The 17,959-nt window shown below is 63.1% G+C and carries 14 protein-coding genes and 1 pseudogene; 7 read left to right on the forward strand and 8 right to left on the reverse strand.

Going from position 1 to position 17,959, the window contains the following annotated elements:
* Nucleotides 1-4: 4 nt before the first annotated feature.
* Complete coding sequence (locus JQK88_RS10720) at nt 5-2,275, reverse strand: DNA/RNA non-specific endonuclease (protein ID WP_203278276.1); 2,271 nt, start codon at nt 2,273-2,275, stop codon at nt 5-7.
* 539 nt (nt 2,276-2,814) lie between these two features.
* Here JQK88_RS10720 and JQK88_RS10725 point away from each other — a divergent pair.
* The gene (locus JQK88_RS10725; protein WP_203278277.1) at nt 2,815-3,501 is read left to right on the forward strand and encodes a Crp/Fnr family transcriptional regulator; all 687 of its coding nucleotides are present in this window, start codon (nt 2,815-2,817) and stop codon (nt 3,499-3,501) included.
* A 7-nt stretch (nt 3,502-3,508) separates the two neighbouring features.
* Here JQK88_RS10725 and JQK88_RS10730 read toward each other — a convergent pair whose 3' ends face one another.
* From JQK88_RS10730 to JQK88_RS36045, 3 genes and pseudogenes are all read right to left on the reverse strand, one after another.
* The gene (locus tag JQK88_RS10730; protein WP_203278278.1) at nt 3,509-7,834 is read right to left on the reverse strand and encodes a cytochrome P450; all 4,326 of its coding nucleotides are present in this window, start codon (nt 7,832-7,834) and stop codon (nt 3,509-3,511) included.
* Nucleotides 7,835-7,963: 129 nt separating this feature from the next.
* A complete protein-coding gene (locus tag JQK88_RS10735; protein ID WP_246749800.1) occupies nt 7,964-9,118 on the reverse strand; it encodes a hypothetical protein in 1,155 nt (384 codons plus the stop codon).
* Nucleotides 9,119-9,314: 196 nt separating this feature from the next.
* Nucleotides 9,315-9,737, reverse strand: a pseudogene (locus JQK88_RS36045) (adenylate/guanylate cyclase domain-containing protein); the annotation flags it as partial.
* A gap of 361 nt (nt 9,738-10,098) precedes the next feature.
* Between JQK88_RS36045 and JQK88_RS10740 the strand changes: the two are divergent.
* The 3 genes from JQK88_RS10740 (at nt 10,099) to JQK88_RS10750 (ending at nt 11,748) form a co-directional block, all read left to right on the forward strand.
* Entirely contained in the window at nt 10,099-10,359 is a 261-nt protein-coding gene (locus tag JQK88_RS10740; protein ID WP_192254054.1) for a PepSY domain-containing protein, read from the forward strand.
* 86 nt (nt 10,360-10,445) lie between these two features.
* Nucleotides 10,446-11,186 (forward strand): lysozyme inhibitor LprI family protein, encoded by a 741-nt coding sequence (locus tag JQK88_RS10745; protein WP_203278279.1) that lies wholly within the window; start codon nt 10,446-10,448, stop codon nt 11,184-11,186.
* A 91-nt stretch (nt 11,187-11,277) separates the two neighbouring features.
* Nucleotides 11,278-11,748: a hypothetical protein gene (locus JQK88_RS10750; protein WP_203278280.1), complete on the forward strand. Its 471-nt coding sequence runs from the start codon at nt 11,278-11,280 to the stop codon at nt 11,746-11,748.
* A gap of 97 nt (nt 11,749-11,845) precedes the next feature.
* On the opposite strand, the gene JQK88_RS10755 is transcribed toward JQK88_RS10750, so the two are convergent.
* Together JQK88_RS10755 and JQK88_RS10760 are read right to left on the reverse strand one after the other, a co-directional pair.
* Nucleotides 11,846-13,723 carry a L,D-transpeptidase family protein gene (locus JQK88_RS10755; protein WP_203278281.1) on the reverse strand — a complete coding sequence of 626 codons (1,878 nt, stop codon included), beginning with the start codon at nt 13,721-13,723 and terminating at the stop codon, nt 11,846-11,848.
* 216 nt (nt 13,724-13,939) lie between these two features.
* On the reverse strand, nt 13,940-14,686 hold the full coding sequence (locus JQK88_RS10760; RefSeq protein ID WP_203278282.1) for a 3-oxoacyl-ACP reductase family protein: 747 nt from the start codon (nt 14,684-14,686) through the stop codon (nt 13,940-13,942).
* Nucleotides 14,687-14,785: 99 nt separating this feature from the next.
* Between JQK88_RS10760 and JQK88_RS10765 the strand changes: the two genes are divergently transcribed.
* Nucleotides 14,786-15,394, forward strand: a complete 609-nt coding sequence (locus tag JQK88_RS10765) for a TetR/AcrR family transcriptional regulator (protein ID WP_203278283.1) — start codon at nt 14,786-14,788, stop codon at nt 15,392-15,394.
* Between the two features lie 61 nt (nt 15,395-15,455).
* Complete coding sequence (locus JQK88_RS10770; RefSeq protein ID WP_192254046.1) at nt 15,456-15,851, forward strand: rhodanese-like domain-containing protein; 396 nt, start codon at nt 15,456-15,458, stop codon at nt 15,849-15,851.
* A 9-nt stretch (nt 15,852-15,860) separates the two neighbouring features.
* Here JQK88_RS10770 and JQK88_RS10775 read toward each other — a convergent pair whose 3' ends face one another.
* The gene (locus JQK88_RS10775; RefSeq protein ID WP_192254045.1) at nt 15,861-16,772 is read right to left on the reverse strand and encodes an alpha/beta hydrolase; all 912 of its coding nucleotides are present in this window, start codon (nt 16,770-16,772) and stop codon (nt 15,861-15,863) included.
* Between the two features lie 48 nt (nt 16,773-16,820).
* Here JQK88_RS10775 and JQK88_RS10780 point away from each other — a divergent pair, with 48 nt between their 5' ends.
* Entirely contained in the window at nt 16,821-17,273 is a 453-nt protein-coding gene (locus JQK88_RS10780; protein ID WP_192254043.1) for a MarR family winged helix-turn-helix transcriptional regulator, read from the forward strand.
* A gap of 24 nt (nt 17,274-17,297) precedes the next feature.
* Here JQK88_RS10780 and JQK88_RS10785 read toward each other — a convergent pair whose 3' ends face one another.
* Nucleotides 17,298-17,909, reverse strand: coding sequence for a pyridoxamine 5'-phosphate oxidase family protein (locus tag JQK88_RS10785; RefSeq protein ID WP_203278284.1), 612 nt, complete (start codon nt 17,907-17,909; stop codon nt 17,298-17,300).
* Between the last annotated feature and the right edge of the window lie 50 nt (nt 17,910-17,959).

Genomic DNA, 17,959 nt, shown 5'->3' on the forward strand with positions numbered 1-17,959 from the left:
CGCCCTAGTCCTTCTTCTTTCGTTTGCGCGACCCGGCCCGCATGGCGATCTCGGTGCCGCGCACCGTGTCGTACTGATCGGCGTCGATCAGCGATTGGTCGAAGCTGACGCCGGTCATTTCGGAGATTTCGGTCAGCGGGTACATGGCGCCGATGAATTCTTCGGCGACAGTGAACTCCAGCTCCGTGTCGGTGAGGTCCTGTTCGAGCACGAAGCCATAGCTGGCAAGCCCGTCACTGACGCGGGCGACGACCACCTTCCAGAAGCGGCGCGGCACCGGTGCGCGAAGGCTGGTGCCTCTGGGCCCCTTGCCGGCAAAGGTCCGGTCGTCTTCGGCCAGGACCGGTCCGGCGAAGACGCAAAGTCGTTCGCTGGCCGCCTCGGACAAGACATGGTTCTCGAGATCGCCCCAATTCTTCTCGCCGCTGTCGGAGCGATTGTAGCCTTCGACCTGGGGCGAGCAGTTGGTGACGTGGAAGGAGCAGACATTGCCCCTCAGCAGAAGCTCGAAGGTGCTGCCCCAGGCCACGTCATCGCGCCTGACGATATGACCCTTGTCGAAAGCGCCCTGATCCTGGGTGTAGAAGACGTCGGGGATCTGGTACTTGTCGTCGAGCCGCAGATCCGGGAACCAGCGCTCGCTGAACAAGCCGCCGCGCGAATAGTTGCGGCCCTTTTCCGGTTCGCGCAGATTGCTCTCCTCGGTGACGTTGGAGGCGGTGAACAGGGCCAGCCGCCGCTTGGCGTGCATCTTGAGCGAGAAGTTCTGGTAGTCGAGCCGCGTGCCGCCGGCCTTGAGCGGCGCCAGAACGGAAGGGTCGGTGGCCTCCGGCATCGGCACCACGACCGGCGCGAGCTTGGTGCCGCCGGAGAGGAATTTTTCGTCGTAGCCCTCATAGCCGTCATAGTCGGCGACCGATTTGGGAACGAACGCGCCGCCGGGGGGCGTCGGTTTGGCCGCTTCGAGCTCTACCGATTCCGTAACCGCTTCATGGGCAGGAGTTGCGCCGAGCGAGACGGTGATGCGCAACGGCACTTCGAAGGTGACACTGCCGCCGGGCGAAACGACGACGCCTCCGCCGGTGGGTGGCGGCGCCTGGGTGACGACACCCGGGATCCGCTTTACGCCGCCGACCTCGATCAGGTTTACGCCCTCGGCCGGCGACGCGCTGTCGGCCTTGTTCCACCAGGCGCCCCAATCGTTGGGGCCGCCGCTGGCGGCGCTGGCGAAGTTGAGGCCGAGGTCGACGACACGCTGGTCTTTGGCCAGCGCGCCGGTGGGCGCGGCGTAGTTGCGCTCGAGATAGCGGCCGGCGAAATGCAGCGCCACGACCTCGCCGGTGGCGAGGTTGATCATGGCGGTACCGGAGTTGCCCCCAGTCGTCGAACAATCATGTGTGGCCGCGTTGACGATCTTGCCGAAACTCTCGGTGCCGAAGCCGCCCTGCAGCATGCCCGGCTGCAGGCGCTTGACCTGGAAGCGGTTGCGCATGAGGTCGTTCTGGACATCGACCGCGTTGCGGTTGTCGAACGCCGGATAGCCGATGGCGACAACTTCCTGACGCAGCATGTCGCGCGCGTCGGCGACGGCGAGCGACAGCGGCTTGATGTTGTCGGGCAGGCCCTCGACTTCGAGGATCGCCATGTCCCAATAGGGATGGATCATCCGGACATTGTGGATCTTGAAGACATTTCCTGCTGCCGAATCGCGCTTGAAGTCGATGCCGGCGGCGCGGCCGTTGATGAACTGCAGATTGCGGTCGCCGAGCCCCTCGGCAAAGATCTGCACGACATGCCGGTTGGTCATCAAGAGGTTGCGCCCGACGACAAAGCCGGTGCCGCCATAGGGGATGTTGGTGTTCCACAACAGTTCGATGCGCCCGATCGCCGGCAGGGCGGCTTCGATGCGCTGCTTCAGTGCGGCCTCGCTGGTTAGCTTCGTCCACAGCGAGTGACCTGGTGTCGGAGCCCCGTCGAAAGTCAGCGTCGTAAAGGTGCCGTCCTTGATGTCGTAGACGGGCCGCAACTCCGGGATGATTATGGCTTCCAGATCGGAAAGCTGGTCGGGCGCGACTTCGGCCCCTCGCGCCAGATTCTCCGCACCCGCGCGCGCAGATTCAAATGCCGCTTCCGTCCTGCCGCCGTCCGTGGGCGCAAGGGATTCCAGGGCGCCATCGGCCATCGTCTCCATGTTGGCCAGGACAGATTCAGTCCCCTCGCCGCCGGTGACGAGATCGAGATATTGACGGATACGCTGCTCTCTGCTGACCGGCATGGTCGCCCCTCCCCCAAAGGTTCTGCCAAAGTAAAGAACTGTATTGCCCCATTTTAGACTGGCGCAATTCTGGCTGGCACGCAAGGAAACAAATCAACGCGCGTCTAATATGACTGAGGCGTGACGCTGGCATGTCTCTTCGCCCGCAGTCGCTCGCGCGATGTATGACGCTCGCATTATTTTAGCCCCGCCGTATGTGATCTCGATCACAGACGCTCACGCTGCTTGCGCCCACCAATTGCAGCGGCGGAAACCGGCATTGCGGCTCATGTCGCCTTTCCCGATTTCGACAGTTCTGCAAGGATCAGCAGGCACCAGGAATTTTCATCACCTAACTCTTTTTATCAGTTGCCGTCTGCACGCCTCCGGCTCCTCCCGCCGGGCGTGCAGACGGCTTTCCGCCTGGCGCAAGCCAGCATTGGGCGCAACCGCCGCTCCACGCCTTTAGAAGGCGTAATGGCAAAGGGATGAACACCGGGCTTTGATGCGGTGCACTCTTGCCGTAAACTTTGCTGATTGCGGCAATTGGGAAGTTCAACATGGCTTTTGGCGGCGCGAACGACAGAAACGATCTGCCGCGCCTGGCGCGCATCGATCCAAAGCTGTTCGATATTCTTTTCAGCGGTTGCAAGGTCGAGCGCTACGCCGCGGGCCAGCATTTGTTCGTCCAGGAAGATGCCGCCGACCGCATCTATGGGGTGATGAGCGGCACGGTGGAAATCTCGATTTATTCGCCCGGCGGCCAGAAGCTGGTGGCCAATATCGAGCTGTCGCGAAGCCTTGTCGGAGAGATCGGCGCGCTTGACGGACGGCCCCGCACCGCCACCGCCATCTGTCTTACCGCGTGCGAGCTGGTCTCGCTGAGCAGGACACAACTCTTTGATCGAATTGAAAGAAATCCGCCACTGGCGCGCGCGATGATCGAACTTCTGTGCGCCAGGCTGCGCTGGGTCAGCGGCGAGCTCGGCGATCAGGCCTTTTTCGGCATCGAGGCAAGGCTGGCCAAGCGCCTGGTCTTCCTGGCCGAGGTGATGGCCGATAGCGCCGGCTGGATACCGATCTCGCAATCGGAGCTCGGAGAGTTCCTCGGCGCCACGCGCGAATCCGTCAACAAGACCCTCAATGACTGGCGCGCCCGCTCGTTCATTGCCATCAAACGCGGCGGCCTGCGCATCACCGACACCGGCGCGCTGCGCCACATCGCCGACTCGCACGACGACGACTGACGCCGAATCAGAGCCGCGAAATCAGATAGCGCAACGCTGACCGGCTGGGCATGAAGAAATACCCGCCCCCCTTTGTGGTGACGAATTGCGGCATGTCGCGGAGCGTCGTGACCTTTTCCCATGACGGAATGGTGAACCTGCCATCGCCGTCGCGCGACCCGATCGTCGGGTCCTTTTCAGCGACGAGGCCCTGGAATGTGGGCGACGAAACCCAGGTTTGCTGGATGAATTCATACTGGCGCTCGATGTCGGCGTTAAGGCACATAAAGAGCAGTCCCTTTTCGACCTTGCCATTCTTGCCGTCCTGCTTCTGGTAGGTGCGGCCGACCCGCAGGATACGATGGCGCTTGCCGATATTGATCTGCGTATCGCGGTCCTCACCCAGCGAATCGCGCGGGTTGGAGCGGCGTATGTGGGCACCAAGCGGGCAGCGATGGCCTTGCGGATCCTCGGCGCCAGTGGCGAAGTTGTTGTCGATGACGCGTCCCGGATGATCAGGGTTGCGCACCAGTGAGCTGCCGTTCTGCCAGCGGCCGAGCATCTTGGCGGCAATCCAGTCTTGCGTGATGGCTTGGTTGCCGAGTTGGCTCGCGACCAGGGCTGCAGCCTTTTTGCAGTAGTCGTTGAAGACGTCGACATGCTGCTCGAACTGGCGAATAACGAGGAATGAGCCGTTGCGGCCGAAATCGCGCGGCGGTGGCGGCAGGCCCGGAATAAGCCGGCTACGGCGCACCTGCGAAAGGATTCCAGTCCGATCGCGTGATGCGCTTACCGAGGGCGAGGCTGGATAGAACCCATGCTCGTCACGATAACCAAACAGGAACTCGCCGGGCGCGACCAGATGCATGGGCGCGGCACCCCTGCTGGCGCGGGTCGTGCCGCGGACAATCGGCTGCGAAATCCCGTCCGCGAAACCGAAATGCTCGTAGGCTGGCCCGCGTTCCGACCTATCGTCCCGCTTTGCCCCGTCGGACGATTTCGCATTCGTGTCGGTCGGACCCCGATTAACGGCGAGCGGCAGTTCGGCGACGACCTTCATGCCGGCACCGGTCGACTTTCGTTTGACGGTGGCAATCTCGGTCTTCAACCTTGCGAGGTCTTCAGCGTAGCAGACGATGACCACGTCCACAGGGTTCTCCAGCGACCCCCACTCCCATTCGTCCGGGCCGTCGCGGCCTCGGTCGTCCAGAATGCGCCCACGCTCGGGATTGCCCATGCCATGGCGAAAGGCAATCGGAAATGTTTCCAGTGGATCGCCCTCCAGACCCTCGTCGAGCCCAAACTGCCGCAGGCCACCGGGACCAAAGGCTACTATCATAGCTCGCCCGGCGGGCCTGCCTTCGCCGAAACTCGTCTGCTCGACAACGAAATCGAGCCAGGCTCTGCGCTTGGGCGCCGGCAACTTGTCCGGCACGCGGATCGCAAGCATATGCGAATAACCGAGCGGGCCGAGCGGGCCGAAGAAGATGGACTGGATCTCGCCGGTTTCCAGCTGCTGCTCGAGAGGTGCCGGAAAGACAGAGCTGATATTGGCCAGCAGCGAGGTGGTCTTTTGAACGGTGGTTGTTTCGCTCGCCGGGCGCCGTAGCGAACCAAACAAGCTCAGCCAGTCGCGCGCCTCGTTGCCGACGGCGGAAGCAATGCCGCGCCTGACCCGGGAATTGATCCGGATGCGCGTTGTGTTGATTTGGGGATAGGCGGAGTACCAGAACAGTGTCGGCACCTGCTGGCGCCGCGCCCAGCGCTTGAAGCGATCGCCATCACGCGCGCCGTCAAGGAACAGCCATCGCGTACGTGGATAGCCCACGGTGTTGCTCCAAACGCCGGTCAGGCCAGCGGATGCCTTGGCGATGAAGTCCTCAAGATAACTTTCCCAGCTGCCACCGTAGTTGGAGAAGAACATCAATCTGTTGGAGCCGGGCAGGAGTATCCAGCGGGCAAAATGGATGGTGTTGATGGTGTTGAGAAAGCCTGGCTTGAACACCTTCTGGGCAGCTATCGAGATCAGGTAGAAGGAAAACCTGAGCGCCAGCCGCCGCAAGATGCCAGCCTTCATCGTCGAAATCGCGGTCAGATGATTCTGCGCCGCGTGGTCCTCCTTGACGAGTATCGCGTTCAATTCAGATATGCCGATCGATGTGCTTTCCGGCTGATCTCTGTCCTCGCGGCGTCGCAGCGCCAGCAAGCACGCAAACACCAGCAGCGCCGCTGCCACCAACACTCCAAGCCCCGACAGCAGAAGTGAGGTGATTGCTACGGCTATGGCGGTGAAGGAGATTTCGTGGGAACTGATGTCGATGGATCTGCCGAACACCACACTATAGGTCATGTACCAGCAAGCAGCCCAGATGATCGCCACCGTGGCGAAGACCGGCGGGACCAGCAAGGTCGTCATCAGGGCACGACCCCAATGGCCCGGCGGCTTTTCCAGCAGGCTTTCGGCCGGCTCGAACGCCCAGGCAAACGTCCCCAATGACTGAAGATGCTGGCGAGCTTCGGCGAGCACGGCGGGAGCGTTGCCGGTGCCTTGGCGTGGCCGCTCCACGATGCCGCGCACAGCTTCGAAAAGCTCTGCCTCGGCCATGATGCGCTGGACCGAGTGACCGGGCGTGCCCGAAAACACCAGGCCGGCATTGCTGCCGAAGGACGGCGAGATGTCGACATTGTGCTTGCGCAGGAAATCGTTCAAGGCACCGCCGTCACGCAGGTCGCAGACGTCCTTGAAGATCGGCCGCAGCCGGTGCCCGATGGCGTGCGTCACGGCATTGATGACATCGTCGATGCTGCCGTCGCCGGAAATCTCGAGAACCAGAGCTCCCTTTTCCTGGCCGGAATCAGCGTCCATCTCGCCCGTGCCGACAACCGCCAGGCTGGTGAAATGGATGGTGCCGACAATGTCGAGCGCGGTGCGGATCTCTTCGCCGGCCGGATTGCCGAGGCTGGCGACCTTGTCGCGGAGAGCGTCCAGCGATCCGGACCGGGTGACCGGGCAGACCACCGTCACCATCGACTGGGTGACGGTGCGGCAAAGTGCTGCCGGTTCGAAATCGACCTTGAGGGTTTCGGGATAAGCGCCGATGCGCGTCATCCGCCCAGCCTTGCCCGACATGCGGCGCAGGTTCTGCTTCTGGAACAAGGCGCGCAGGCTTTCGCCGATCTGGATCCTGGCGATCTCGGCGCCGATGCACTGATGGATGCCGTGGCCGAAGACCATGTAGTCGCGATGCGGGCGCGATGTATCGAACTGGTCCGGGTTCTGCACGGCGTCTGCATCGAACATCGCCGACAGCGTAGCCGGCATCACCACGGTGCCCGCCTTGACGAGGCGCTCGCGTCGCGTGCCCTTGCCGATGATCGCGTCGCGTGCGGTGTAGCGCCACGGGCCGATCCAGATCGGCTTGAAGCGCATGGCCTCAAGGACGGCCTTGTCCAGCTTGCCGGTGTCGTTTTCGGCAAGTGCGGCGTCGACGGCTTGCCGTGCATCGGGCCGCGACAGGATCACGTCGAGGCAATTGCCGCTGGCCAGAACATTGGTCGGGACGAAGCCCGCGATCATGCCCAGCATGATCGAGTTGAGGTCGTCCCGCGACAAGCGGCCCTGGTCCATCTGGGCAACCAGCCTCGCCAGCGGCTGCTCGGTCTTCAAGCCCCGGTCCCTGACTGACTGGATGGAGCGGTCGATGACTTTGAGAAGACGATCGCCCGCCACCACTGCAAGCTCGCGCATGACGGGGCTCGCCCCCGGGTCCGAAAAGAACAGCGCGCTGAGCGCGATCGACCAATCGGCGAATTCCGATTCGTCGTCGATCTCGATCCCGAAATAATCGCGGCAGATGTGCGCCGGAACGAGCTTCAGCAATCCGGAGATCGCATCGAAACCGGGGCGGGCGCGCATCATGATCTCTTGCGAATGACGCGCGGCGATCGGCCTGACGACGGCTTCGACTTCGGCTGGCGGAAAGGCGCTGAGCACCGACGATTTCATGCGGCGGTAGTCGGCGCCGTCCTGCATGCCGAGGATGAAATTGGAACCTCGCGCGAACTCGGTCATTTCCGGCCCGTACGGGGTCTGGAATTCGTCGCCGCGCTCCAATATGTCGCGGACATCGGCGTTCTTGGTGACGAGCAGAACCCCGAATAGTTTGCCGGTCGGGCGGAAGCGCCGCAAGAACGCCAACCACACGCGCGGATGATCTTCGACGATAAATTCGGCGATGCGCGCAATCAGCCCTGTCTTGCGGATCCGGCCGAGATCGAAAGGCGGCATTTCCGATAGCGGTCGCTGGTTTTTCTGGGCCTCACGAATGCCGTCGAAATACTTCAGTTTGGTCATGCGCGTTCAAGCCCCCCGGCTGTCCACGTTATTGCGATGCCGGCCCTTCAACGCCTAGGTTTGCATCGATTGTACGTATGTGAATTTTTTCACAGTTAATCGGTGTTCGGCCAGCATTGAACGCCATGCTCATTTGGCCAGTTGGAAATTGGCGACGAGGAACTCGTTCGCGGTCTTGTCGGTAAACGGTATCCAGCGCACGCGCTCTTCGGAAAAATCGGGATGCCGGGTGGCGAAAATGGCCATCTCGCGCCGTGCCTGTTCCGGCCGGCCGCTGCGCATCAGTGCGCCGATTTTCAGGAACCTGGCGTAGAAATAGCCCGGAGACAGGTTGAGCGAGCGGTCGGCGGCGGCGATTGCCGCCGGCCAGTTCTCGACGAAACTGTAGGCTGCCGTCAATTCCCCCAGATTGTGGAAGCGGTAGAGGTCGAACGGGCTCAGTCGCTCGGTGTCGAGAAAGAACGGAATCGCCGACGCGGCATTGCCGAGCAGCAGCTGGGCGCTGCCCATGGCCGAGCGCGCGAAGGCAAAGCTCGGATTGATGTGGATCGCTTCCTCGAGATGGTCGACCGCCGATCGCGGTTCGCCTCGCATGATGTCGACAGCGCCGAGGTGGGCGTGCGGACGCGCATCCAGGCTGTCCATCAGCAAGGCCTTGCGGGCAAACTGCTCGACCTTGTTCAAATCGTCGCTGTCGCCGAACCGCAGCCATGCCCGCCAGAAATACCACCACGCCAGTTCGTTGAGCACGGCGCTCGAATTGGGGTCCTCGCGGTAGGCCTTCTGGAAGAATTCCAGCGCCATTTCGGTGTCGCCGCGGGTGCGCCGGTTCATGTGCCAGCGTCCGCGCCGGACCAACTGCCAGGTCTCCAGGCTCTCCCAGGGCACCTGGAAGGTGCGCGCCTGCTCTGCCCGGTCGACCTCCTTGTCGAGGATCGAAACGATCTCGGCGCCGATCTGGTCGCGCAGGTTGAAGATGTCGACCAGGTCGCGATCGAAGCGCTGCGACCAGACCAGCCGCCCGTTGGACGCGTCCGCCAGTGAGGTGTTGAGGCGGATCTGGCCACCATTGCGCATCAGCGTGCCGCTGACGATGTAGCGCGCGCCGAGCGCGTTGCCGATCACCCGCGTGCCCAGCGTATCGTCGCGAAACTGGAAGCTGGAACCCTTGGCGATGACCGAGAGCCACTTGGTGTTGGAAAGACCGTAGATGATGTCCTCGGCAATGCCATCGGCCATATAGCCGATGTCGTGCTCGCCGCCATTGCCCTGAAAGGGCAGCACAGCGATCGCCGGCGGGCCCTTGGACGACAGTTTCTGGGGGGGCGCTGACCTGAGGGATGGCCGCGAACGATGCCGCCGGCGAGGATCCGTTGCCGCCGCGCCCGGCGATCAGGACACGCACCGGCAGGGCAATGTTCTTCAGCATGAATTCGCCGAGATCGGTGAATTCGGCCGCCGTCTTGTCCTTCACATGGTGCCAGGTCGTCTCCGAAACGGCGAGACCGTCACCCGGCGCGAACTCCTGAATGCGGGCAGCGATGTTGACGTCGTCGCCGTACAGTTGCCCGCCACGCACGATGACGTCGCCGGTGTTGATGCCGGCACGAAACGGCATGCGCATGTCGTCGGCGACCGAAGCGTTGAGCGCGACGATGCGGCCCTGGAAATCGAAGGCCGCGCGCAGGGCCTCGATCGGGTTGCCGAATTCGGCCATGATGCTGTCACCGGCGTCGCCGAACGTGCGGCCGCCAAACCTGCCACAGCTGTCGGCGATGATGTCGCGCCGTTCCTCGAATGCCGCGACAGCGGACTCATCGTCGATGCCCATCAGCCGCGAGAACCCGACGGCATCGATAGAAATGATTGTCGCCAGCTGACGGGTGTAGTTCCGTACAGCCATGTTGGAGCCCCGGTCCCTTCTGGTTCTGGTCTAGCACAGGCGACGACCCGTTCCTGAAACGCTTCGCCGTGCGCTGAGAGAAGAAGATCCCGGCAGGTCTGGCGCGCCATGCCACCCTGCCAGGACCAGAAGTCTAGCAGGGTCTAGGCGAAAGCTCTACCACCATCGGGTTGTCCGGCGCAGGTCACGGCAGCGGCCATGGTTAGCCGCCGGTTACCGCAAATGCGTGGGGGGAATTCGCCCCTCTGGGTTGCGGTTCCGGAGCTTTGCGGAAGCCACGCCTCGTTTGCCGTGGGCGGAACAAATTGGCCTGCGAGCGAGTTTCCGGTGCGATCCATGCCAACATGAAATGAGGGCAATCATGCGAAATCTTGTTTTGGCGACCGGCCTTGCACTTCTTCTCGCCGGCGCAACGGCCTTTGCCGCGGATGATGACAGGCCATTGCCGCCGCAGAATGCCCAGAAACTGTCGGCAATCATCGCCAAGGTCGAACAGCGCGACGGCTTCCGCTATGTAAAGGAAGTCGACTGGGACAAGGACGGCTACACCGTCACCTATTACACGGCCGACAAGGCGAAAGTCGAAATCACCTTCGATCCCGTGACCGCCGAACCGAAATAGCGCTGCTGGCGCGCCGCCTCGGCAATTCCTTACAGCGGACTTTTTGCCTAGAATGGTGAGCAAAGTGGTGCGTGAGTGGGGCGGTCATGCTTTCTTCCAGCCGGGGTTTCAGTTGGCTCGTGCCCGCCATTGCCTTGGCCTGCGCGATAATCTGCGGGACCGCGGCACGTGCCGAGGGGCCGTCCTTCGACTGCCGCAAAGCCAGCCTGCCGGCGGAAAAGGCAATCTGTGCCGATCCACAGCTTTCCGCCATCGACGCGCTGGTCGCGAAGGCTTTTACGGGTTTCGAACCGGCCTTTGGCGGCGACAAGCGCAAGATCGCACGTGCGCTGATCGCCGACAGGAATGCCTGCGGGCAGGACGCCGCGTGCATCGTCAGCGCCCAGAACAACGCCCTGCAGACCTACGGCAATGCGCCATCCTGGGTGCAGGACTACAACATCGCGTTGATCGGCAAGAAGGCGCTCGACATCGCTGCACGCCATTCGGGCAGCCCCGACCAGCCCCTGCCCTCGTCGATCGGGCAATGCGCCTTCACCCACATTACGGCGCTAACGACGCGGCTTGGCGACGACCCGCTGGAAACCGCCAGTCCTGAAGCCGGCAGTCTGGCGCGATTCAGCAATGATGGTGCTGGCGTCTCCTATGAGCGTGAGCCTGGCCTCGCCAGTTCGAAGGTCGGCGACCCGGTCGTGATGTGCCTGATATCGATCCCGCGCGACTGCCCGGAGGGCGACGACCGCGGCCGGGTCTATTACGGCGTGGACCTGACCCTCAAGGGCACCTGGGCGCTGCCGGATTCGCAGCATATGTGCGGCGGGGCCTGAAGATTTGCCGCAAAGCACTGCTGGATGCACTCTTGCGCCAGTACGCCTTTGATGGCTGAGTGCGCGCAACGATTGCAGGGCACGGGGGTGCATGGCGATGGTAAAGCACGTTTTGAAGCGCATCCTGATGATGTTCGCCGGCTTCTTCGTTTCGGTGCTGATCGGGTTGATCGCGGTGGCGGTGATCTACAGCGCGCTCGCCGCGCTGCCCAACGCGCCGGACTATTTCGGCGCCACGGGGGTGACACCCGTCGTGGTGCTTTTGTGGCCGCCGCTCGGCATGTTCGTCTATTTCCTGACGATCATACTGACCGGTCTGCAGACGCTGATCTTCGCGCTGGTTGCCGAATTCTTCGCGCTGCGCAATTTCCTGGTCCACATGCTGTTTGGCGCTGCCGCTGCCGCGGCCGGCTTCTTCCTGATCTGGCCAGGTGCCGAGGAGGATGTCGAGCGTTGGGCCGATATCGGCATCATCGCCGGCGCCGGCCTGGTCGCGGGTCTCGTCTATTGGCTGATCGCCGGCCGTGACGCCGGCTTCCGGCGTCCGCTCATCCAGCGCTGATCGCTCGAATCGCGCGACCGTCTATCGACTAAAACCTAAAGAAACCAAAGAGATAGGAATGGTTCCTCGTTTGGACGAACGCCGAACCATCGTGAGATCAGCTCGTCGGTGAGCGCACTGCCTCGGTCGCGTCCAGGGCCTGCATCAGCCGCGTATCGCGATCATAGACGTCGTTGAAATATTCGACGTTGCCGGACAGATCCGGCCAGGCGGTGAAGTACGCGACGTAGACGGGAATCTTGCGCGTCACGTCTTCGGTCGCATGGCCGTGCTTCAGCTTCTCGGCGATGTCGTCGACCGAGGTGCCGAGCACCGCCGCCGCCATGCCGCGCGGGTCTTGCAGGCGAATACAGCCGTGGCTCAGCGCGCGCATGTCGCGCTGGAAGAACGATTTTTGCGGTGTGTCGTGCATGTAGATGGCGTGCTTGTTGGGGAAGAGGATCTTCAACTCGCCGAGCGCATTGGCTTCGCTCGGCTGCTGGCGCACGCTGTAGGGAATGTTGGCACCGTAGGCGCCCCAATTGACGGAGGACGAGGGAACCCGCCTGCCGCGCGAATCGGTCACCTCGTAGCCGGCACGGTCGAGATAGCCCGGATCGCCGCGCAGCCTGGGCAGCATCTCATTGACGATGATCGACTGCGGCACGCCCCAATAGGGATGGAAATCGACCTGCTTGATCTCCTTGAAGAAGAAGGCGGTCTGGTTGGTGGTCCGGCCGATGACGACACGGGTCTTCAGCTTCTCCTCGCCATTGTCGATATAGCTGGCGGTGAAGGCGGGCTGGTTGATGAAGACGCGCGGACTGCCGAGATCGGACGGCATCCAGCGCAGCTCTTCAAGTGCTACCTGCACCTTCTGGAGCCGGTCGGCCTTGGAGGCGCCGGCGAGCGAGGCGACGGTGCGCGGGCCGATGACGCCATCGCCCTTCATGCCGGCCTTCACCTGCACGGCCTTGATGACCGGCACCAGTTCGGGAACATAGACGTCGCTGGTTCCGAGCCGGGCCAGGATCTCGCCATAGGCGCCGCCCATCTCGTCGTCGAGATTGCGCGCGATCAGCGTCAGCAGCTTCGGCAGTTCGGCGCTGGTCTCGCCGGGCTTCAGCAACAGCTTGGGATCGACGACGATTTCGTTTTCGGCGCTGGCCTGCAACGATTCCAGTTCGACGCGCAGCGCCTGATATTCCGCATTCTGCGGATGGCGCGATTCGAGATAGGTGCGCACTTGCTGGGTGTGGGCGAGTGTCTTCAGCACGCCTTCCATGTCGACCGGCTTCGGCGGAAATTCATAGTAGCCGGTGATGCGGTTCGGATCGACGCGGCCGCTCTGCGCATCATGGGCATAGCGCAGCACGCGCGCCGACAGCGCCATCTCGAAGCGCACGAGTTCCTTCAGATGCGCGTCGGCATCGATCGCCGATGCGTTGGCAGCCGGTACCTCGACCGAGTAGTCGGCCGGCGTGAGGCCATAGCTCGCCGCCTCGCCCAGCACCCGTACCGCATCCTTGGCGCGGGCATTGGGGCCCGCGTCGGCTACCCAGATGAAGTCCGGATTGGCCGAGTAATAGGCAATCAGCGCCTTGGCGATATCGGGCTCGGCATAGAGTTCGTAATCGCTGAGGCCTGCAACCGCTTCGCGAAAGGCCGTGCTTGTCGCCGACGGCACAAAGGCAGCGTCCTGAGCTGTGGCCACCTGGGGCGGTGCCGCCACCAATGTGGTGAAGTCGACGCGTACCAGCCGGTCGGCCTTGTAGGTGTAGTAGCTCGGGCTGCTGATTTTGGTACCACCGCCCGATACTGCGGGCTTCGGCTTGCGCTTCGGCGGTGGTGGGAACTCGCCCTGCGGATCGTGCCTGACGCCGCCGCCGAACAGCATGTCGAACAGCCCCTGCGCGCCCGCCTGCGGTGCACCGAAGGCCAGCGTTGCCGCAACGGCAAGCGGCATCACAGTGGCTTTATTTCCGAGGAATTTCATTAATCACCCGCTCCGGCTGCAAGCCGGCTCCCGTTCCGCGCCGCTAGACGATCTTGCCAACTGCATGGCGGATGTAAGGCGCTACTATACTGATTCATACTGATTTCGTTAAGCTTCCATAAATTTTGACGGGCCTGTTGCAGAACGGTTTCACAACATCGTGACGGCTGGAGCGGCGTTGCCGCCGCCCCAGACCGGTCAAAGCGGGCTGTTGCGTCAGGCGTTGGCGCCGCCGTCGATGGTCAGCGCCGCGCCGGTGACGAATCGCCCTTCCGGACCGGCGAGCCACGCAACCATGCCGGCGATCTCGTCGGCCTTGCCGAAGCGGGGCGTCGCCATCTTCTGCCGCTGGTGTTCGGCATGCGGGCCTTCGGCCGGGTTCATGTCGGTGTCGGTCGAACCGGGGTGAACGACGTTGGCGGTGATGCCGCGCGAACCGAGGTCTCGTGCCAGCGCCTTGGTCAGGCCAACCAGCGCCGCCTTGCTGGTCGAATAGGCGCTTAGGCTGGTGTCGGTGACGCGCTCCGCCAGATTGCTGCCGATCGAGATGATGCGGCCGCCCTCGCTCATATGGGCCGCAGCCGCTTTCGAGGCGACGAACGGGGCTCTGAGATTAACCTCCATGGTTTCATCGAAGTCGGCCAACGACATTTGCTCGATGGGCGCTGCACGCCAGATGCCGGCGCTGTTGACGAGGATGTCGAGCCGGCCGAAGGCATTCACCGCCTCGGCGACCGAACCTTCGATTGCCGCGGCGTCGCGATTGTCGGCCTGGATGGCGATGGCGCGGCCGCCTGCCGCAATGATCTCGGCAACGACCGCCTGGGCCGGCGCCTCGCTGTTGACGTAGGTGATGGCGACATCGGCGCCATCGGCCGCAAGCCGCTTTGCAATCGCGGCACCGATGCCGCGGCTGCCGCCGGTGACGAGCGCTGCCTTGCCGTTCAATCCGTTCGATGACATGTCATTCTCCTTTATGTAACGATCGATACATAAATATCTGGCAGCCTTGCCCGGCCAGGTCAACTGAATTATGTATCGATCAACACAGAAAAGAGCGCCATGCCGGAAAGAGGCCGTCCCCGCACCTTCGATCGAACCGCCGCCTTGCGGCAGGCGATGGAGCTGTTTTGGGCCAAAGGCTATGAAGGCACCTCGATGGCCGAGTTGACCGCTGCGATGGGGATCAGCTCACCCAGCCTCTATGCCGCCTTCGGCAGCAAGGAGGCGCTGTTTCTCGAAGCGACCGACTATTACACAAGGACCGAAGGCACCGAGATCTGGACTGCGCTGGACGAAGCGCCGACGGCATGCCAGGCGATCGAGAATTTCCTGCGCCAGACAGCCAGGGCCTATTCGCAGAACGACCGACCGCAGGGCTGTCTGATCGCGCTTGGCGCGTTGCACAAGGACTCAAGCAGCGGCGCGATCTGCGATGATCTGCGCCGCCGGCGCGCCGAAAACCATACCCTCTTGCTGAGACGACTGGAACGCGGTGTGGCGGAAGGCGAATTGCCGCCAGGCTTCGACAGCGATGCGGCGGCGACCTTCTATGCGACGGTGCAGCATGGCATGTCGATCCAGGCCCGCGACGGCGCCTCATGTGACGCGCTGATGGCTACCGTGGCCGGAGCGATGGCGGCGTGGCAGGGGCTTGCCGGAACGGCGTGACAGCGCTGGCGTTGTGCTGGAAATCCGATGAGCGGCGGAAACGCGCCGGGAGGGATTGTCCATGAAAAAAGGCTATCGCGAGTTGCTCGACGAGGCCAATGCCGAGATCGAGGTGGTGTCGCCTGAGGAAGCGGCCGGGCTGCTCGACGACGAAGACACCATTTTTGTCGATCTGCGTGATCCTCGCGAAGTGGAGCGGGACGGCCAAATTCCCGGCGCCAAGCATGTCACGCGCGGCATGCTGGAATTCTGGATCGATCCCGAAAGCCCATACCACAAGCCGTTCTTCGCCTCGGGCAAGAGCTTCGTGTTCTTCTGCGCCGGCGGCTGGCGCTCGGCGCTGGCCACCAAGACGGCGCAGGATATGGGGCTGTCGCCGGTCAAGCACATCCTCGGCGGCTACACCGCCTGGAAGGCGGCGGGACTGCCGGTCGAACCGGGCGGCAAGAAGAAATAACCAGTCAGGTCAGTGCAACGATACTGCGTCCTGGTGACCGGTCACAAAGCCGACTGCACGTTCGACGACGCCTTTGTCGGCGAGAATGCGGCGGTGGCCGAGCCCGTCGGCCCAGTGCAACCGCACATGGCTGCCGGCGCCGGCATAGCGCCTGGCATGGTCAGCAGGGACCTCGCGGTCATCGGGCGCGTGGATGACCAGTGTCGGCACCGGCGCTTCGGCCAGCTGGCGGTCGCCGGTAAATTCGTTGAGCGGCCGGCCGGACAGCCGCTTCACCTGATCGGCCATGGAAACCTGCGAACGCGGGCCGACATTGAGCATGCGGCTGAAGTCGGCAAAGATCGCCGGCAGGGAGCTGGGTGCTGCGACCAGCACCAGCCGCTCGGCCGCCACCGGCTGAATGCCGTTGATGGAACCGGCAATGGCATTGGCGGCGACGGCGCCGCCGAAGGAATGGCCGACGATCGCCTTGAACGGCCCGAACCAGTCGCTGGCCACCCTGGCCGCCTCGACCGCATTGACCATGTTGAGACGACGGCCCAGCGACTGGCCGTGGCCCGGCAGGTCGAGCGAGGCGACCCGGTAGCCGGCATTGCGAAAGCCTTCGATCAGAGCGCGCATATATTCGGTGCGCGAGCGCCAACCATGGATGACCAGCACCGTGCCGGCGGACGCCCTGCCCGGCTCCGGCCGGAATTCGTGCACCATGACGCAGCCTTTTTTGGTCTTCAGCCGATGATGGCGCGCCTCGGCCATGAAGCCGGCGGCACGGTCGACCGCGCGGCGCTCGCCGTCGCTCAGCGCCTTCACGCTGGGCGTGCGGCAGAACAGTTCAAAGGCGGCGCGCCCGCTCAGGCGTGGCGCCACATGCTCGGCGGCGCCGAACACGCCCCGGATGACCTTCAGTCCAAATGATGCCATAGTGGCGATCCATCCATTCCGTTCAAGCATGAACATAATAGTTCAAACATGAACATTAAACAAGAGCTGCCCTGGGACAACCCGCGCTTTCGCAACTGGGTCGCGGTGGCGCGCGCCTGCCATGTGCTGGAGCGTGCGCTGGCGGTGAAGCTGGCGCCGCTGGACCTGAAGCCGGCGCAACTCGACGTGCTGATGAACCTCTATCGCCACCCCGGCATGTCGCAGCACGATCTCGCCCGCAAACTGCTGGTCGGCCGCTCCAACATCACGATGCTGTTGCCGCAACTCGAGAGCCGTGGACTGCTGCGCCGCGAAGGCGACGAGAAGGACAAGCGCGTGCTGCGGCTGACGCTTACCGAGGCCGGCACGGAGCTGCTGATGAAGGCGCTGAAGGTGCATATGGCGCTGATCGAGAAGGCGATGAGCCAGTCGACACCGGAACAATGCGACATGATCGGCGAACAGATGCGCAAGATCTACGATGTGCTGAAGGATACCTGAGCGGTTCGATCCGCGCCTCCCACCTTACCACATCGTCTTCTTCGCCCGCTCCGGCCATTCCTTGTCATAGGCCTCGCCGTCGATATTCTTGCGGCTGGTAACCTCCAGGATTTTTCCCGGCGTCGGCAGCGACTTCGGGTCGACATGCTTGGCCGGATTCCACAGTTCCGAGCGAACGATGGCGCGGGCGCACTGGAAATAGACCGAATCGACATCGACTACCGTGACTGAGCGCGCCGGCTTGCCTTCGACCGTAAAGGAGGCGCAAAGCGCGGCGTCAGTGCTGATGCGGGCGCGGCCATTGACGCGCAAAGTCGTGCCCGAGCCCGGCACCAGGAACAGCAGCCCGACGCGCGGATCCCGGATGATGTTCTTCAGCGAATCGGCGCGGTTGTTGCCGCGCCGATCCGGCATCATCAGCGTCTTCGGATCATGGATGCGCACGAAACCGGCGAGATCGCCACGCGGTGAACAGTCTAAGCCCTCCGGCCCACTCGTTGCCAAAGCGACAAAGGGCGAAGCCTCGATGAAGGCGGCATATTCGGGGATGACATGATCGAGTTCCTTGACCGTCGACGCTTCGCCGGGCAGGCCATAGAGCGCTTCGAGCTGTTCAACCGATGTGATCTCAGACATTTTCCCGTCTCCGAACCTTTGCCGGCGTTACCCCAATCAATGACGTTTTG

The organism is Mesorhizobium caraganae (assembly GCF_016836705.1).
In the GTDB taxonomy this organism is placed as follows: Bacteria; Pseudomonadota; Alphaproteobacteria; order Rhizobiales; family Rhizobiaceae; genus Mesorhizobium; species Mesorhizobium caraganae.

What these genes read in the sequence shown, in the direction of transcription:
- JQK88_RS10720 (WP_203278276.1), bottom strand. Translation starts at nt 2,275, where the DNA reads ATGCCGGTCAGCAGAGAGCAGCGTATCCGTCAATATCTCGATCTCGTC.
- JQK88_RS10725 (WP_203278277.1), top strand. Translation starts at nt 2,815, where the DNA reads ATGGCTTTTGGCGGCGCGAACGACAGAAACGATCTGCCGCGCCTGGCG.
- JQK88_RS10730 (WP_203278278.1), bottom strand. Translation starts at nt 7,834, where the DNA reads ATGACCAAACTGAAGTATTTCGACGGCATTCGTGAGGCCCAGAAAAAC.
- JQK88_RS10740 (WP_192254054.1), top strand. Translation starts at nt 10,099, where the DNA reads ATGCGAAATCTTGTTTTGGCGACCGGCCTTGCACTTCTTCTCGCCGGC.
- JQK88_RS10745 (WP_203278279.1), top strand. Translation starts at nt 10,446, where the DNA reads ATGCTTTCTTCCAGCCGGGGTTTCAGTTGGCTCGTGCCCGCCATTGCC.
- JQK88_RS10750 (WP_203278280.1), top strand. Translation starts at nt 11,278, where the DNA reads ATGGCGATGGTAAAGCACGTTTTGAAGCGCATCCTGATGATGTTCGCC.
- JQK88_RS10755 (WP_203278281.1), bottom strand. Translation starts at nt 13,723, where the DNA reads ATGAAATTCCTCGGAAATAAAGCCACTGTGATGCCGCTTGCCGTTGCG.
- JQK88_RS10760 (WP_203278282.1), bottom strand. Translation starts at nt 14,686, where the DNA reads ATGTCATCGAACGGATTGAACGGCAAGGCAGCGCTCGTCACCGGCGGC.
- JQK88_RS10765 (WP_203278283.1), top strand. Translation starts at nt 14,786, where the DNA reads ATGCCGGAAAGAGGCCGTCCCCGCACCTTCGATCGAACCGCCGCCTTG.
- JQK88_RS10770 (WP_192254046.1), top strand. Translation starts at nt 15,456, where the DNA reads ATGAAAAAAGGCTATCGCGAGTTGCTCGACGAGGCCAATGCCGAGATC.
- JQK88_RS10775 (WP_192254045.1), bottom strand. Translation starts at nt 16,772, where the DNA reads ATGGCATCATTTGGACTGAAGGTCATCCGGGGCGTGTTCGGCGCCGCC.
- JQK88_RS10780 (WP_192254043.1), top strand. Translation starts at nt 16,821, where the DNA reads ATGAACATTAAACAAGAGCTGCCCTGGGACAACCCGCGCTTTCGCAAC.
- JQK88_RS10785 (WP_203278284.1), bottom strand. Translation starts at nt 17,909, where the DNA reads ATGTCTGAGATCACATCGGTTGAACAGCTCGAAGCGCTCTATGGCCTG.